Raw genomic sequence first — 16,191 nt, 5'->3', positions numbered from 1 at the left:
GAGTACATGAGTTCGATAAGGAAGAAAGATGTGGAAAGGTTCATTCTCTCAGACGATTACAAACCCATGGTGTTGAAAGAACTCTACAAGAAGTTCAGGGCAAAGACGAGAGAACAGAGAAAAAAAGTGAGAGAAGTTGTGAAAAAACTGGAAAAAGAAGGAAGGATCTTCAGGGACAGCAGGGGAAGGTACAGAAAACTCGGCGAAGATCTCAAAGTAGGAACGATCGAATTCACACGAAGTGGTTACGTGGCCTTTGTCATAACGGACGATTTCGAAGAAATCGCTGTTCCTGTTGAAGACACGAAGTACGCCATGCACAAAGACAGAGTCGTTGTTGAAATAACAGGAACCTGGAGGGGTCTTCCAAGGGGACGAGTCGTAAGGGTTCTCGAACGTGGTCTCAAGAGAGTTGTCGGTGTTTTTGACCACAAAGGAACCTTTGGATTTGTTGTGCCGGATGACCCGAAGATTGCGTACGATTTTTACGTGGCACCCGAGAACATCGACGGCGCGAAACCCAACCAAAAGGTGATAGCGGAGATTCTGAAATATCCCTCTCCCGGCAAGAACCCTGAGGCGAAGGTTGTGAAAGTACTCGGTGATCTCGATGACCCTTCCATCGACCTTCCAAGTGTCATAGTGAAGCACGATCTTCCAGAACCGGGTGAATTTCCAGAAGAGGTCATAAGAGAAGCGAACGCGATACCTGCCAGAGTGAGGAAAAAAGACCTTGTCGGAAGAAAAGATTTGAGAGACAAAGTTATCGTCACGATAGACGGTGAGGACGCAAAGGACTTCGACGATGCCATCTCTGTGGAAAAGCTTCCGAACGGAAATTATCTTCTTGGTGTTCACATAGCGGACGTTTCACATTACGTGAAAGAAGGTTCCGCGCTGGACCAGGAGGCCTTCAAAAGGGGAACGAGTGTGTACCTCATTGATACCGTGATTCCAATGCTTCCCTTCAGATTGTCCAACGGTATCTGCAGTCTCGTTGAAGGGAAAGACAGGCTCACCATGAGTGTGGAGATGGAGATAGACAGAGACGGACGGGTCGTGAGATACGATGTCTACCCGAGTGTGATAAAGAGCAAAAAGAGGATGATCTACGAAAGGGTGAACGAATTCCTGGAAGATCCTTCTTCGATGAAGGAGTACGAACCGTTCAAGGATCTCATATACAACGCGGTGGAACTCGCAGAGATATTGAGAGAAGCACGAAGAAAGCGCGGAGCCATTCTCGATATAGAAAGTGACGAAGTGAAGGTCATACTGGACGAGAACGGACAGGTGGTGGATATCGTTCCAAGAAAAAGAGGAATTGCAGAGAAGTTGATAGAAGAATTCATGATCAGAGCGAACGAGACGGTGGCTGAAATATTCGATCACGCCGGACTTCCATTCATGTATCGTGTACATGAGGAGCCCGATCCCGAGACCATCTTTCAGTTGAAGAACTATCTGGAGGCGATGGGGATACGGGCGAAATTCTCCCACAAAATACACCCGGGAATGCTTCAGAAACTTCTGGAAAAGGTCAAAGACCATCCTTTGAGGAGCAGTGTAGAAAGACTTCTCGTCAGATCCATGAAAAGAGCGATGTACTCTGCCGTGAACATCGGTCATTTTGGGCTCGCTTCTTACGCTTACACACATTTCACTTCACCCATAAGAAGATATCCCGATCTTGTCGTTCACAGGCTTTTGAAACTCTACCTTGAGCAGAATGGGTATTTCACTCCCGAACAGATCGAAAAATTCTCCAAGGTGCTTCCAAAGATCGCGAAACACTGCAGTCGAAGGGAAAGAGTTGCGGACGAAGCGGAGTGGGACCTTGTAGCTATGAAAAAGGTAGAATACATAGCTCGCCACATAGGTGAGGTATTCAACGTTGTGGTAACGAACATCACAAAATTTGGACTGTTCGTGGAGATTCCTGAAAAGAGCATTTCCGGTCTTGTTCACATATCGACGCTGGATGACTATTATTACTACGACGAAACAAGGAACATGCTCATCGGAAAGCGAAAGGGAAAAGTCTTCAGACTGGGAGATGTTCTCAAAGCGAAAGTAGTGAGGGCGGACAAGATCAGAGGTGAGATAGATTTCGTACTGGTGGAGGAGGATGAAGAATGAAGAGCTACAGAAAAGAACTCTGGTTTCACACGAAGAGGAGAAGGGAGTTCATCAACATAACTCCCCTTTTGGAGGAGTGTGTTAGAGAAAGCGGTATAAAAGAAGGGCTTCTTCTCTGCAACGCCATGCACATAACCGCGAGTGTCTTCATAAACGACGATGAGCCGGGACTTCACCACGATTTCGAGGTGTGGCTCGAAAAACTCGCTCCGGAAAAGCCGTACTCCCAGTACAAACACAACGACACCGGGGAAGACAACGCGGACGCTCATCTCAAGCGCACGATCATGGGAAGAGAAGTGGTCATAGCCATCACCGATAGAAAGATGGATCTGGGACCGTGGGAACAGGTTTTCTACGGTGAGTTCGACGGTATGAGGCCAAAGAGAGTCCTCGTCAAGATCATAGGAGAGTGATCAGGCTGTGGCTTTTCTTCTGACTGCCCTGGGAATAGCGATTCTGGTGATCGGCGCAAACTGGCTCGTCACGGGAGCGTCGTCGCTGGCGCTGACATTGGGGATCTCCAAGTTGATCGTTGGACTTTCTGTTGTTGCTTTTGGAACGTCCCTTCCTGAACTCGTTTCTTCTCTCGTTTCCGCCAATAAGGGATATTCCAGTATAGCGATTTCCAACGTGGTTGGAAGCAACATAGCAAACGTTGGACTCTGCCTCGGGCTCGCTGCCGTTCTTCGGGCTGTGCCGGTGAAAAGAAGCACTGTGAGATCTGAGATCCCGTTCATGATCCTTGCGACCATCTCTTTCATCAGTTTGTTTCTGAAAAATTATTATCTTTCCTGGCACGATGGGGTGGTGTTCCTTTCTTTCATGGTCATCTTCATGTATTACCTGATCACATCAGCGAAGGAAGTGGTGGAAGAGGAACTGGAGGAGATAAAACCACAGAAGAATGTTGCGGTCAGTCTTTTGATGATCGTGGGAGGAATCCTTGCTCTCTGGTTCGGAGGGGACCTTGCCATAGAAAACGCGGTGAAAATAGCCGAAACTTTCGGTCTTTCTCAAGCGTTTATAGGTTTGACTGTGATAGCCGTTGGGACTTCTCTGCCGGAGCTTGTGGTGAGCATCGTTTCGACGGCGAAAAAAGAGAGTGACATCCTCGTTGGAAACATCGTGGGAAGCAATGTCTTCAACATTCTTCTCATACTGGGAGTGAGTTCGTTCTTTGGAAGATTGACTGTGGATGTCAACTACTCTGTGGATCTCTGGTTTCTTTTCATAACGTCGGCCCTTCTCCTTGTTTTTGCTGTCTCCAGGAGGAGAATTTCTCGCTTTGAAGGGGCAGTTTTCCTAATCATCTACTCTGTGTACGTTTATTTTGTAGTACTCAGAGGTTAGTGAACGAGGATCAGGAGAACTGCCAGGGCGAGGACCGAACCGATGAACAGTTCTTTGAAGTAGGTGTACTCGCTTCTGTCCACGATCACTTCTTTTTCTACAGACTGCATCTCATCGTCGGTTGAGGCAGTTACTCTCACCCTGTATCTTCCGTCTGATGCGCCTTTTCCGTCCCAGATCACCTTGTTCGTTCCCTCGGAGCCTTTCAGCTGTCTGAACCAGATGGTTTCTCCTCTGTCGTTCAGAACTTCCACACTCAGGTCTGCGGGTTTGGAGAGGTAAATATAGAATGTAGTTTTGTCGTTGTACCAGTCACCGTTCGGTGAGAATCTCTCGGGTTCCACTTTCAAGTCGAGTACGAGCGCTTTCTCTTCCAGATAGATGTTGATTGTGTTCTCGCTCCTTGGTTTTACCTGGACGGTCACCGCTTCTTCCTTGTACCCCGGAGCTTTGAATGTGAGCGTCACCGTACCGGCCGGCACGTAGAGTACATCCTTGACGCTGCGAATCTTTCCCAAGTACATGCCTTCAGCGAAGACCTCAACGGGGTACACGTTCGAGAAGACTCTCAGAACTCCTGCTTCTTTCAAGTTCGCGAATATAACGAATTCTCCTGGAGATGAAACGATGATTTCGCTTTCAAAAGGAATGTACCAGCTCTTTCTCACCGTTATGGTGAATTTCCCGGAAGAATTCAACGTAAGTATCATCTGACCGGTCACATCGACCGTTCCCACGTAGTTTCCGTTTATGAAAACCTGAGAAAGGGGCTCTGAATAAACGATCAGGACGTAATCACCAGCCAGTACGATTCCTGCAATCAGCAGAAAAAGAATCGGTAAAAATCTTCTCATGTTATCCACCTCCCATCGATCTTATTCTACACCAGTTGAAGGTGCTGAAATAGTTAGCACCCCGAACTTGGGAAGTAGTATAATGGTTAAAAAGAAAGGAGGGATCTCGGTGCTCAACGAAAGCGTTATCAGAGACGTTCTTTCAGCTGTTTTGAAGAACGGAGGGGATTTCGCCGAGCTTTTCTTTGAGAGAAAATTCGAGAATCGATACGAGCTGAAGGATGGGAAGATCGAGCAGGCAACGAGCGGTGAGATCGTTGGAGTGGGAATAAGAGGTTTTCTCGGCACAAAAGCCGTTTACGCCTACACGAACGATCTTTCGAGAGAAAATCTGACAAACGTCGCAAAGAAGGTGGGAGAAGCGCTCGGGGAAACGAAAGTTGAGGATCTCACGTTCAATTTCAACAGAATGAAAAGGAAGGAAAGACACGTGGTACTCATTCCACCGGCTCAGGTGGAAAAAACAGACAAAGTGTCTGTCATGAAAAAAGCCTATTACGCGGCGAAAAATTACTCCGAACTCATAAAGCAGGTGGTGGTCTGGTACTGGGACTACGATCAGGAGATTCTGGTTGCAAATTCAGAAGGAACCTGGGCTGAAGACAGACGGGTGAGAACTCGTTTGATGATAAACGCGGTGGCGGAAAAGGACGGAGTGCTCGAAAGGGGTTTCTACGGTCCCGGAGCAGGAATGGGTTTTGAATTCTTCGACAGAATAGATGTGGAGGAAGCGGCAAAGAAGGCGGCGAGGATAGCGGCCAGGATGGTCGAGGCAGAACCCGCTCCAGCTGGAAAGATGACGGTTGTGATTGCCAACGGCTTCGGAGGAGTTATCTTCCACGAAGCGGTTGGGCATGGTCTTGAAGCAACGTCTGTGGCGAAGGGGGCTTCCGTTTTTGCGGGAAAGCTCGGGCAGAAAGTGGCTGCGGAATGTGTTTCCGCGGTGGACGACGCCACCATTCCGAACGGCTGGGGTTCCGCTAACGTGGACGACGAAGGGACTCCCACACAGAGAACTCTGCTCATAGACAAAGGGGTTCTCGTTGGCTACCTTGTGGACAAGCTCGGTGCGAGAAGAATGGGGATGAAAAGCACAGGAAGCGGCAGAAGACAGGATTACACTTTCCCACCCACTTCGAGGATGAGCAACACTTTCATTCTCCCTGGCGACTACCACCCGGAAGAAATCATCGCGGCTACTGAGTACGGTCTCTACGCAAAGACCATGGGAGGTGGATCGGTTAATCCAGCCACTGGAGAGTTCAACTTCGCGGTTTCTGAAGCGTATCTCATAGAAAAAGGAAGGATCACGAAGCCGGTGAGGGGCGCCACACTGATAGGTAAGGGACACGAGATCATTCAGAAGATCGACATGGTGGGAAACGATCTGGCGCGCGATCAGGGAATGTGTGGTTCGTTCTCTGGATCCGTTCCGGCCGATGTGGGACAGCCCACTATAAGAGTTAAGGAGATCGTAGTAGGGGGGCGAAACAAATGACTTTCGAAGAATTCAAAGATAGATTGTTCGCTCTTGCAAAGAAAAATGGAGTGGAAGTTCAGATAAGTTTTCTGGAAACCAGAGAATTTTCTCTTCGCCTCGCAAACGGTGACCTCGATCAGTACACGGACGCAGGAAAGTTCAACGTGGAGATAAAGGTACTGAAGGATGGAAAAACAGGAACGTTCAGAACACAGGTTCTGGAAAATCCAGAAAAGTGTTTCGAAGAGGCACTGAGCAATTTGCAGGTCAAAGACAGCGAAGAGAAAGAATACTTCTTCGAGGGTGGGAAAGAGTACAGAGAAATGGAAACGTACGTTGGGAGATTCGAAAAGCTCTCCGTCAAAGAGAAAATGGATATGGCCAAAAAGGCTCACGAGAGCGCTGCGAAAGACGAACGCGTCGTCATGGTACCAACGGTCATGTACAGGGACATGGTAATAAAGAAGATCATCACCAACACACTGGGTTTGGACGTTGAGAGTCAGATGGATGGCGGTTTCCTTTTCGCCATGGCAATCGCGAGAGACACCAATCCGCGATCTGGTTCCTGGTATGAACTGGCGCGGACACCGGAAGATCTGAATCCCGAGGAAATAGGGAAAAGAGCCGCAGAGGAGGCAATTTCTCTCATCGGCTCAAAAACAATACCCTCCGGGAAGTATCCTGTGTTGATGAGAAATACAGCGCTGCTTGATCTCATGGAGATGTTCATACCCATGATATCGGCTGAAAACGTGCAGAAGAATCTTTCTCCACTGAAGGGAAAGCTTGGAGAGCAGGTGGGAAATCCTGCTGTTTCGATAAAGGATCTGCCTTACCATCCCAAGGGACTTTCCAGCACTCCCTTCGACGATGAAGGAGTGCCAACAACCGAGAAATTTGTGCTGGAGAACGGTGTGCTGAAAACGTTCCTTCACAACCTGAAAACGGCCAGAAAAGAAGGAGTAGAACCAACGGGAAATGGATTCGTAGGAGGAATACGTCCGGTCAATCTCATGCTGATGCCGGGTGAGAAATCTTTTGAAGAACTTTTGAAGGAGATGGACAGAGGGGTCGTTATCACGGAAGTTGAGGGGATGCACGCGGGAGCGAATTCTATATCTGGGGAATTTTCACTGTTTGCGAAGGGATACTGGGTGGAGAACGGAGAGATCGCGCATGGTGTGGAAGACATCACCATATCGGGTAACTTCCTCGATCTTCTGAGAAAGATAGTTCTCGTTGGAAACGATGTGAAGGTGTCTCAACACACGATAGCACCAAGTGTTCTGGTGGAGGTTCTGGATGTGGCGGGAAAATAAAGCCCTTGCGTTTCTCGTTCTAACGGCGGTTCTTCAAGGTTCGACTTTTCCGCTTCAGAAACTCGTTCTGGGAGGCGTTTCTCCCTTCGTTTACAACACTGTGAGGTTTGGAAGTGCGGCCTTACTTTCGCTTTTTGTGTTCGGACCCGGCAGGTTTGTGAAAGGTTTCCTGCTGGGGCTTGTTCTCTGTGGAGCGTACATATTTCAGCTCTGGGGATTGAAATTCACAAGTGCTGTAAAAAGCGGTTTCATCGTTTCGAGCTTTGTGTTTCTTGTGCCCTTGTTTGCTTTTCTTCTTGAAAGGGAGAAATTGAGAAAAATTCACTTTATCTCTTTCACTTCAGGGTTTTTGGGGCTCTATCTGCTCACAGGTGGCGTGTCGCAAATTACACTGGGAAATCTTTTTCAGTTTTTCTGCGCGGTTCTGTTTGCACTGCACGTGGTTCTCATAACCAGATTTTCCAGATCCGAAGAGGAAAAGAACATGCTTTTCTGGCAATTCGTGACCGTTGGAGCCGTTAATTTCCTTTTTGGATTGGGCGAAAGGTGGCACCTGAATCTCGAAGCGATTTCTGTGGGGATCTACAGCGGAGTGTTCGCCACGACCCTCGGTATCCTCTGGCAGATGAGGTATCAGAAGGAAGTGGGAAACAACGCGACTGCGCTCGTTTACATGACTCAACCTTTTGTTTCTCTTGTGCTTTCGTTTCTCCTTCTTGGAGAGCGTATGTCTTTCCTTCAACTTTTGGGAGGAATACTCGTTCTGGTAGCGCTTTTTACCGGAACGACATTGAGACCGAGAGAGTCTAATTAAACCGGGGAGAGGAGCAGGCGGTCGCGGGGGCGCACACCTGCGCTTCCCGAGGAAAGTCCGGACTCTGGAGCGGGGTGCCGGGTAACGCCCGGGAGGGGTGACCCTCGGACAGGGCCATAGAGAAGAAGACCGCCCGTTGAGGGCAAGGGTGGAACGGTGGGGTAAGAGCCCACCAGCGTCGGGGCAACCCGGCGGCTTGGCAACCCCCACCTGGAGCAAGGCCAAGCAGGGGGTTGGGTCGCTCCCCCTATTCCCCCGGGTTGGCCGCTTGAGGTGTGCGGTAACGCACACCCCAGATTGATGACCGCCCACGACAGAATCCGGCTTATGCTCCTCTCCCGTGTTATAATTTTCTCCACAGAAGGTGAATTCGGTGGTGAAATTGTGATCAATCGAACAGAGATCGAAACGGAAGCGAAAGTGGTAATCAGAGAGCTGGAAAGTCTCAAAAAAAAGAGCTTCACAAGAGAGGAGAAGAAACTCCTCATAAAGGCTTATGAGTTTGCTCGAATCGTGCATGAAGGTCAAAAGAGATTCTCCGGAGAGCCATTCATAACTCATCCCGTCGAAGTCACGAAAATCCTTGCAGGTCTGGGTGTTGATGTAACGACTCTGGTCGCAGCCCTTCTGCACGATGTCGTTGAAGACGGCGAAAATGTCAGTCTTGATCAAATAAAGAAAGAATTTGGGCCTGAGGTGGCCAGGATCGTGGATGGTGTCACCAAGGTCAGCAACATAAACGCACCGATCGGTCGTGATCAAGACTCTCGCAAGAAGATAGAGACCATACAAAAAATGTTCTTTGCGATGGCAGAAGACATGAGAGTTATATTCGTAAAACTCGCTGACCGTCTTCACAACATGCGCACTATTCACTACGTTCAGGATCAGGAAAAGAAGAGGTACAAGGCTTACGAAACCCTCGAGATCTACGCACCTCTGGCTCATAAGCTTGGAATCTACTCGATAAAGTCTGAACTCGAAGACCTGGCTTTCAAAGTGCTGTATCCGGAGGAATATTACAAGATAAAGGAACTCGTCGCTGAAAAGAGAAAAGAGAGAGAAAAGAGAACCAATGAATACATCTCCCTTCTCAAAAGTGCTTTGGAAGAGCACAAAATAAAAGCGATTGTGGAGGGAAGGTACAAGCATTATTACAGCATATGGAGGAAAATGAGGGAAAAAGGGAAAAAATTCGAAGAAATCTACGATTTGATCGCCCTGAGGGTGATAGTGAAGGACGTGACCACCTGTTACACAGTTCTGGGGATCGTTCACAACATCTGGAAACCACTTCCGGGAAGGTTCAAAGATTACATCGCTGCGCCGAAGTCGAACGGTTACCGCTCGCTCCACACAACTGTGATAACAGGTTACGGCGAACCCCTTGAGATACAAATAAGAGATGAGGAGATGCACAGAGAAGCCGAGTACGGTTTGATCGCTCACTGGATATACAAAGAAAGGCCAGACGTGAAAACGGCAAAAGAATGGATAGAGAGGCTTCTCGATTGGAGAAAAGAACTCGCCCAGGGATTCACCGAGTTTGAAGATATCAAGAAAGAACTTCAGATGGACGAGGTGTTTGTCTTCACCCCAAAGGGAGATATTCTGCATCTTCCCAAAGGTTCCACACCAATTGATTTCGCGTATGCGATACACACAGAGATAGGGCATCACTACAGTGGAGCGAAAGTGAACGGAAAGATCGTTCCCATCGACTATCAATTGAAAAACGGAGATGTTGTTGAAATAATTGTCAACAAGAACTCTCCGGGTCCCAGTGTCGACTGGCTGAAGTACGCCAAGACCCACAGCGCACGAGCAAAAATCAGAAGATTTCTGAAGGAAAAACTCGCGCCGGAACTTGTAGAAAGAGGGAAGGAAGTTCTCAGAAAGATCTGTCGAAAGCTCGGAAAATCTTTCGAAGAAGTGATGCAAACGGAAGGAATCAAAAGGTATTTGAACACGTATCAGGAAAAAGATTTCTTCATGAGAATCGGAGAAGGTAGCATCACCACACAGGACCTCATAGAAGCTATTCTGGGGAAAAAGATCGTTGTGAAAAAGCGATCCACGAAGAAGAAGACGAGGATACAGAATCTTGTGAAGGTAGATGGGATAGATAGTATAGAGTTCCACATCGCGAAGTGCTGTCATCCGATCATGGGCGATCCCATAGTGGCTGTAGTGAGCAGAAGAGGCATGACTATACACAGGAGAGATTGTAGGAACCTGAAGAACATGTCACAGGACAGGATATTCCCAGCTGAGTGGAACCTTGAAACCTCAGAGATGTTCGATGCGCACATAAGGGTGGTCCTCGACTCGGAAAAAAACCTTCCGAGTTTGATAGATCGAATAACGAACCTCGGTGCGGAATTCGTGGCCATGAAAACTTTGAAGTCAGAAGAACCGCTCGTCGTACAAATTCACATAAAAATATCTAACACTGTCGAACTCACCGGCCTTCTCGACAGACTCAGATCTTACAGGTACGTTCTGGACGCGGAAAGGGTGGTGCAATGAGGGCAGTTGTACAGAGAGTCAGCGAAGCAAAAGTGGTTGTCGAGGAAGAAACGGTGGGAGCCATAAAAAAAGGGCTTCTCGTCTTTGTTGGAGTGGGAAAGAACGATACAGAAGAGGACTGCGAGTGGCTGGCCGATAAGGTTTCTGGTCTTAGAATCTTCGAGGATGAAGATGGAAAAATGAATCTTTCCGTTAAAGACATAAACGGTGAAGTCCTTGTTGTTTCACAGTTCACCCTCTATGGAGATTGCAGAAGAGGGAAGCGGCCTTCTTTCACAGAAGCTGCACCTCCAGATAAGGGGAAAGCGCTTTACGAGAAATTCGTGGAACTTCTCAGAAAAAAGGGTTTGAAAGTGGAAACGGGGAAGTTCAGAGCCCACATGCACGTTCATCTGGTGAACGATGGACCGGTAACTATCCTTCTCGATTCCAGTAAACTCTTCTGAGGTGGGCACTGTGCTGATTCATGTTTGCTGTGCGCCGGATCTTCTCACAACGATATTCCATGTGAGGGATGCCGAGTTCTTCTTTTACAATCCGAACATCCAGCCTCCTTCAGAGTACGAGAAAAGAAGGGAGGCCGTGGACAAAGTTGCTAATCACTTTTCGCTGAATGTTCGCTACGGTGAGTATTCAACAGAAGAGGTAAGAAAGTGGTACACGGCGGTCAAAGACTACAAAGATCTCGGTGAAGGCAGCAAGCGATGTGAGAGATGCATCAGTTTTCTTCTTGAAAGAACGGCTCAAGAAGCGAGGAAAAGAGGTCACGAGTCTTTTTCCACAACCCTTCTTGCGAGTCCCCGGAAGAATCTTCCGATGATAGAAAATATTGGAAAAACCATTGAAGAAAAATACGGGGTGAAATTCTTCTTCAAGAACTTCAGAAAGGGAGGAGCCTACCAGGAGGGCGTGAGGCTTTCAAAGGAGCTCGGGATATACAGACAAAACTACTGTGGTTGTGTTTTCAGTCTTCTGGAAAGAAGGGAGAAACATGCTGAGATTTCCAGAAAACGTGGTCATATGTGACGGAAAGAGAATACTCTGGAACGGACTGGGTTTACCGGAGAACTTAGTTTTCGAAATGGCCAGGACTGTTCTGGAGTCGAACGTTCCGCTGAAGGGGAAAATTTTCTGTTTTCCGGCACAGACCGTCCTCGGAAAGATGGCGATTTTCACCGACGAGAAAACACAAGGACGCGACGTTCTCGTTGAACTTTTGAATCACGAACTTCTTCGAATGAGGCTGTACAGCGAAGAAGTGGAAAACCTCGTGGAAGTTCTGTTCAACGACTGGCGACCCGGAAAGAGGGTCTTCATCGTTCGATCGAAGAACTTCGAAACCAGACTTTCTCTGAGGGAGAAACTCTCAAGTTTTGCGGACGTGATTTACAACGCCGGAGAAATAGACGTGGGTATTGCACCTGCTGGAACATTGCTGCAGATCAACGAAGAGAAGGTCTCTTTTTCCGATCCAGAGAGGGATATCAAAGAAGCCGTGAGGAAGGCTCTGTTGATGGACAGATATGTGAACGAACCTTTTTCTTTCTACGAAAAACTGCCCTCGTACAACTTCTCTTTGAACATACAGATTCCTGAATTGGTAAAGATTTTCCTGAGAACGGGTGATATACAGAAGACATCAGAGTTGACCGAAAAGAGTGTGGAAGTTGTTTTCAGGGAGATTTTGGAGTTCGAGAAGAAAACCCTTCTGTCACCAAGAATACCCGTTGAAGCGTTTTTGATTTTAAAGGGGGGCCTGGATTGATCGACACCGTGAGCGTTGTGCTGTTCTCCAAAAAGTCTCATATAAAGATCGCTCGTTCTGTCCTGCGAGATTTTCTTCAAATGCATGAATCATCAGACAGTTTGATCGTTGACATGGAGATAGTTTTGGGAGAAATCTTCGCGAACGTGATCAAACACACTTACAAGAACGATGAAACGAAGCGAATCATCGTGAGTTACACGTTAAAAGACGAGGTTTTTCACATGTTGGTGAGAGACTTCGGCCCTCCTGTGGATCCCACCAGATTGAAGCCCATTCCGCCTGATTTGGAGAATCCGCGAGAGGGTGGGTATGGCCTCTACATAATTTCTCGCGTCACCGACGAATTCAGGGTTCGTCCTCTTAGAAATGGAAACCTCACCGTTGTCAAGAAAAAATTGAGGTGAAAGAATGATAGTGAATGTCATCGGAGCAGGACTCGCGGGTTCAGAGGTGGCTTACAACCTTGGAAAAAGGGGAATAAGGGTTCGTCTTTTTGAAATGAGACCGAAGAAGATGACGGAAGTGCACAAAACAGGATATTTCGCGGAACTTGTTTGCAGCAACTCTCTCAAATCGGAAGACATAACAAACGCCGAAGGACTCCTGAAGGCTGAGATGAGGCTGATGGGTTCCATAACACTCGAAGCCGCGGAGAAAGCACGTGTTCCATCTGGAAAGGCCCTCGCGGTGGACCGTAACATCTTCGCGAAAGAAGTAACAGAGGTCATAGAAAGGCTTGAGAGTGTGGAGATCATCAGAGAGGAAGTAACCGAGTTCGATCCAGAAGAAGGGATATGGGTTGTAGCGACGGGGCCAGCCACATCGGATGGTTTGCTTCCTTTTTTGAAGAAGCTCCTCGGTGATGATCTTCTTTTCTTTTTCGATGCCGTATCTCCGATCGTGACCTTCGAGTCGATAGACATGGAGTGCGCTTTCTGGGGAGACCGATTTGGGAAGGGAAAGGATTACATAAACTGTCCTCTCACCAAGGAAGAGTATGAGGAATTCTGGAAGGCACTCGTCGAAGCTGAAGTGATAGAAATGGAGGATTTCGATCGGAAGCTCCTCTTCGAGCGCTGCCAGCCCATAGAAGAAATAGCCAGAAGTGGGAAAGACGCGCTGAGATACGGTCCTTTGAGACCAACAGGTCTGGTGGACCCAAGAACGGGTAAAGAGCCCTACGCTGTCGTTCAGCTTAGAAGGGAGGACAAAGAAGGCAGATTTTACAGTCTCGTTGGATTTCAGACCAGGCTGAAATGGAGTGAACAGAAGAGAGTTCTGAGAAAGATCCCCTGTCTCAGAAACGCCGAGATCGTAAGGTATGGAGTTATGCACAGGAATGTTTACATAAACTCTCCAAAATTGCTCGATATCTTTTTCCGTCTGAAAAAGCACCCTAACATCTTCTTCGCTGGTCAGATCACAGGTGTGGAGGGATACATGGAATCTGCCGCGTCGGGAATCTACGTGGCCTACAATGTTCATCGTATCCTGAAGGGACTCTCTCCGTTAAAACTTCCCGAGGAGACCATGATGGGAGCGCTCTTCAGTTATATAATAGAGAAGGTCGAAGGAGATCTGAAGCCGATGTACGCAAACTTTGGACTCCTTCCTCCGCTGAAGGTCCGTGTGAAGGATAAGTTCGAAAAGAGAAAAAAACTCGCCGAAAGGGCCATTGAAACAATGAAAAAGTTCCTGGAAGAGAATCCCTGGTGATTCGGAGGGATAGGGGTGAGGGTAGAGATCACAGTTTCTGAAGACAGAATGCAGGCTTATGTGACTCTGCGAAAAGAGGGATCCAGCGAACTTCCTCTCACAAAGGAAGAGCTTTTGAATGCACTACGCTCCGCCGGAATAAATCACGGTATAAAGGAAGAAATCATAGAGGACCTGGCAAGATCACCTGTGTACAACACACCTGTTCTCGTAGCGGAGGGCACTCCTCCGGTAGATGGGGAAGATGGGAGAGTGGAACTTCTAAAAAAGATAGAATCTTCTTCTCATGAGGGAGAAAAAATAGATCTGAGAGAAATTCCTGCCAAGCAGAGAGTGATCGTGCGGAAAGGAGAAACAATTGCCCGCATTATACCACCGACTCCTGGAAAGGAAGGGATGGATGTTTTTGGAAACCCCGTGAAACCAAGACCTGGAAGAGTACCGGAGTACCATTTGGGATACAACGTTGCTACGAAGGACAACGAAATCATCGCGACGAAGAGTGGAATTCTGGTCATAGAACCAAACGGTACGATACACGTGTATGACACTCTGGAAGTTGACAACGTGGACTACTCCACCGGGAATATAGATTTTCCCGGCAAGGTGGTTGTGAAAGGTGATGTGAAACCAGATTTCATCGTAAAAGCTCAGGAAGACATCACGGTGAAAGGTGTTATAGAAGCGGCAACGGTGATTTCCTTCAATGGAAGTATCACAGCTGGAGGAATAAAAGGAAGAGGGAAGGCGTTCGTAAAGGCGAAGAAAACCGTCAAAGTCGTTTTTATAGAGAACGCAGAAGTGGAGGCCGAGGAAGTTCAGGTGGAGAAGAACATAGAGAACTCCACGGTTAAAGCCATCAATGTCGCTGTTTCTGGTAAAGGAGGAAGTATAAGAGGTGGTATAACCATAGCTCAGGTGAAGGTAGAAACCTATTTTTTGGGTTCTCCTATAGGTGTTAAGACAAGGGTAGAAGTTGGAGTCGATCCTGAGATCAACGAGAAAATAAAGCTCCTCTCCGCTCAGATCTCTCTTGATAGAGAAAACCTTCAAAAATTGACGAAACTGCTCGTTGAGCTCAGAAAGCTTCAGGGAATGTTGAAAGACAAATTTCCACCTGACAAAGAAGCGCTTCTGAACAAAGTGAACAACACTTTGATAAATCTCAGAGATTCCATTCAGAAAAACGAGGGAGAACTGAAAAGGCTCAAAGAAATAGCCGAAGAAATGGCTAAAAACGCCTCCGTTGTTGTGAAAGAGGTTGTTTATCCCGGTGTTGAAATTGTCATGTTCGAGAGAGTGTTTCGTGTGGAAAAAGAACTCACAAAAGCGGTTTTCTACTACAGAGACGGTGAAATAAGAGTAGGGGGGTATTCAGCGTGACGATAAAAGTCTTTCCAAAACTGAGAAAGCAGATATGGGGCAGTTATCGCCTTGGTGAGATGTTCGGTTCAAACGAGAAAATAGGAGAAGTATGGCTTTTATCCGGGCATCCACTCTTCATTACAGAGACGGAAAGAGGTCTCGATCTCAACGAAGATATGGAGAAGCTCATTGGAAAGAAGTTGCCGCGTTTTCCACTCCTTGTGAAGCTCATTTCTGCCGAGGATTGGCTTTCCGTTCAGGTTCATCCCAACGACGATGAGGCCCAGGAGCTGGAAAACGAACCGTGGGGCAAGACTGAAGCGTGGTACTTCGTAGAAAAAGGTCAGATTGCCATAGGGGAAGACCCGGAGAAGGTCAAGAGAGCACTTGAAGACAACAGCTGGGATGAAGCTTTGAAAAAGGTGGAAATAGAACCTGGAACTTTTGTTTTTCTACCCGCTGGAACGGTCCACGCCCTCGGGCCTGGTGGTCTTCTCGTGGAGGTTCAGCAGGCGTCCGACCTCACCTACAGGGTTTACGATTGGGGACGCGGCAGAGAGCTCCACATAGAAAAGGCTTTCAAAGTGATGAAAGAAAGGAAAGTCGAAGACTTGATAGTGGAGAACTTTGAAAACTTCGAATGTGAGTACTTCAGGATAGAAAAACTGGAAAGAGGAAAATTGGAAGGATTCTGCGCGATTGTGATTCTAGAAAACGGTGTACTGGACAACAGACAGGTTTCCCCCTTTGAAACGTTCATCGTACCAAAAGGTGAGAAAGCAGAACTTCGAGCAACCGCTTTGGTTATGAGAATCGGAAATTTTTTCGAACAATGGGGTGATAAAAAATAA

At 47.6% G+C, this 16,191-nt stretch carries 15 protein-coding genes and 1 other RNA gene; 15 read left to right on the top strand and 1 reads right to left on the bottom strand.

What is annotated here, in order from left to right:
- Positions 1–6: 6 nt before the first annotated feature.
- Genes rnr through T2812B_RS01055 form a run of 3 tightly spaced genes read left to right on the top strand, consistent with a single transcriptional unit; the run spans position 7 to position 3,492 of the window.
- Positions 7–2,139 carry a ribonuclease R gene (rnr, locus tag T2812B_RS01065; protein WP_004081010.1) on the top strand — a complete coding sequence of 711 codons (2,133 nt, stop codon included), beginning with the start codon at positions 7–9 and terminating at the stop codon, positions 2,137–2,139.
- Positions 2,136–2,555 carry a secondary thiamine-phosphate synthase enzyme YjbQ gene (locus T2812B_RS01060; RefSeq protein ID WP_004081009.1) on the top strand — a complete coding sequence of 140 codons (420 nt, stop codon included), beginning with the start codon at positions 2,136–2,138 and terminating at the stop codon, positions 2,553–2,555. Before rnr ends, T2812B_RS01060 begins: the two co-directional genes overlap by 4 nt.
- A 7-nt stretch (positions 2,556–2,562) precedes the next feature.
- Positions 2,563–3,492 (top strand): calcium/sodium antiporter, encoded by a 930-nt coding sequence (locus T2812B_RS01055; RefSeq protein ID WP_008192733.1) that lies wholly within the window; start codon positions 2,563–2,565, stop codon positions 3,490–3,492.
- Here the strand turns inward: T2812B_RS01055 and T2812B_RS01050 are convergent.
- Positions 3,489–4,346, bottom strand: coding sequence for a FlgD immunoglobulin-like domain containing protein (locus T2812B_RS01050; protein WP_008192735.1), 858 nt, complete (start codon positions 4,344–4,346; stop codon positions 3,489–3,491). The two genes, T2812B_RS01055 and T2812B_RS01050, sit on opposite strands and share 4 nt — an antisense overlap.
- Before the next feature lie 109 nt (positions 4,347–4,455).
- Between T2812B_RS01050 and T2812B_RS01045 the strand changes: the two genes are divergently transcribed.
- The 12 genes from T2812B_RS01045 to T2812B_RS00990 all read left to right on the top strand — a co-directional run bounded on the left by T2812B_RS01045 (position 4,456) and on the right by T2812B_RS00990 (position 16,191).
- Entirely contained in the window at positions 4,456–5,844 is a 1,389-nt protein-coding gene (locus T2812B_RS01045) for a TldD/PmbA family protein (protein WP_008192736.1), read from the top strand.
- The gene (locus T2812B_RS01040; RefSeq protein WP_008192739.1) at positions 5,841–7,148 is read left to right on the top strand and encodes a TldD/PmbA family protein; all 1,308 of its coding nucleotides are present in this window, start codon (positions 5,841–5,843) and stop codon (positions 7,146–7,148) included. Before T2812B_RS01045 ends, T2812B_RS01040 begins: the two co-directional genes overlap by 4 nt.
- On the top strand, positions 7,132–7,962 hold the full coding sequence (locus T2812B_RS01035) for a DMT family transporter (RefSeq protein WP_008192741.1): 831 nt from the start codon (positions 7,132–7,134) through the stop codon (positions 7,960–7,962). The genes T2812B_RS01040 and T2812B_RS01035 overlap by 17 nt, the downstream gene beginning before the upstream one ends.
- 5 nt (positions 7,963–7,967) lie before the next feature.
- Positions 7,968–8,305: RNase P RNA component class A (gene rnpB, locus T2812B_RS09490), an RNA gene on the top strand.
- Between the two features lie 41 nt (positions 8,306–8,346).
- Positions 8,347–10,491 carry a bifunctional (p)ppGpp synthetase/guanosine-3',5'-bis(diphosphate) 3'-pyrophosphohydrolase gene (locus tag T2812B_RS01025; protein ID WP_038050763.1) on the top strand — a complete coding sequence of 715 codons (2,145 nt, stop codon included), beginning with the start codon at positions 8,347–8,349 and terminating at the stop codon, positions 10,489–10,491.
- Positions 10,488–10,937 carry a D-aminoacyl-tRNA deacylase gene (gene dtd / locus T2812B_RS01020; protein ID WP_008192744.1) on the top strand — a complete coding sequence of 150 codons (450 nt, stop codon included), beginning with the start codon at positions 10,488–10,490 and terminating at the stop codon, positions 10,935–10,937. The genes T2812B_RS01025 and dtd overlap by 4 nt, the downstream gene beginning before the upstream one ends.
- A 10-nt stretch (positions 10,938–10,947) precedes the next feature.
- Entirely contained in the window at positions 10,948–11,517 is a 570-nt protein-coding gene (locus T2812B_RS01015) for an epoxyqueuosine reductase QueH (RefSeq protein WP_008192747.1), read from the top strand.
- The gene (locus T2812B_RS01010) at positions 11,483–12,256 is read left to right on the top strand and encodes a DUF4940 domain-containing protein (RefSeq protein ID WP_038050742.1); all 774 of its coding nucleotides are present in this window, start codon (positions 11,483–11,485) and stop codon (positions 12,254–12,256) included. The genes T2812B_RS01015 and T2812B_RS01010 overlap by 35 nt, the downstream gene beginning before the upstream one ends.
- Positions 12,253–12,663: an anti-sigma regulatory factor gene (locus tag T2812B_RS01005; RefSeq protein WP_008192751.1), complete on the top strand. Its 411-nt coding sequence runs from the start codon at positions 12,253–12,255 to the stop codon at positions 12,661–12,663. Before T2812B_RS01010 ends, T2812B_RS01005 begins: the two co-directional genes overlap by 4 nt.
- Positions 12,664–12,667: 4 nt before the next feature.
- Entirely contained in the window at positions 12,668–13,975 is a 1,308-nt protein-coding gene (trmFO, locus tag T2812B_RS01000) for a methylenetetrahydrofolate--tRNA-(uracil(54)-C(5))-methyltransferase (FADH(2)-oxidizing) TrmFO (RefSeq protein ID WP_004080992.1), read from the top strand.
- Between the two features lie 15 nt (positions 13,976–13,990).
- Positions 13,991–15,358: a DUF342 domain-containing protein gene (locus tag T2812B_RS00995; RefSeq protein ID WP_008192754.1), complete on the top strand. Its 1,368-nt coding sequence runs from the start codon at positions 13,991–13,993 to the stop codon at positions 15,356–15,358.
- Positions 15,355–16,191, top strand: coding sequence for a type I phosphomannose isomerase catalytic subunit (locus T2812B_RS00990; RefSeq protein ID WP_008192756.1), 837 nt, complete (start codon positions 15,355–15,357; stop codon positions 16,189–16,191). The genes T2812B_RS00995 and T2812B_RS00990 overlap by 4 nt, the downstream gene beginning before the upstream one ends.

It is taken from the genome of Thermotoga sp. 2812B (assembly GCF_000789335.1).
Taxonomy (GTDB): Bacteria; Thermotogota; Thermotogae; order Thermotogales; family Thermotogaceae; genus Thermotoga; species Thermotoga maritima.
Note: the sequence above shows the minus strand (reverse complement) of the source record. Positions and strands in the feature narration are given on the sequence as shown.

Excerpts from the sequence above, each read along its gene's own strand:
- rnr (WP_004081010.1), top strand. The coding sequence starts at position 7 with ATGAGTTCGATAAGGAAGAAAGATGTGGAAAGGTTCATTCTCTCAGAC.
- T2812B_RS01060 (WP_004081009.1), top strand. The coding sequence starts at position 2,136 with ATGAAGAGCTACAGAAAAGAACTCTGGTTTCACACGAAGAGGAGAAGG.
- T2812B_RS01050 (WP_008192735.1), bottom strand. The coding sequence starts at position 4,346 with ATGAGAAGATTTTTACCGATTCTTTTTCTGCTGATTGCAGGAATCGTA.
- T2812B_RS01040 (WP_008192739.1), top strand. The coding sequence starts at position 5,841 with ATGACTTTCGAAGAATTCAAAGATAGATTGTTCGCTCTTGCAAAGAAA.
- T2812B_RS01035 (WP_008192741.1), top strand. The coding sequence starts at position 7,132 with ATGTGGCGGGAAAATAAAGCCCTTGCGTTTCTCGTTCTAACGGCGGTT.
- dtd (WP_008192744.1), top strand. The coding sequence starts at position 10,488 with ATGAGGGCAGTTGTACAGAGAGTCAGCGAAGCAAAAGTGGTTGTCGAG.
- T2812B_RS01010 (WP_038050742.1), top strand. The coding sequence starts at position 11,483 with ATGCTGAGATTTCCAGAAAACGTGGTCATATGTGACGGAAAGAGAATA.
- trmFO (WP_004080992.1), top strand. The coding sequence starts at position 12,668 with ATGATAGTGAATGTCATCGGAGCAGGACTCGCGGGTTCAGAGGTGGCT.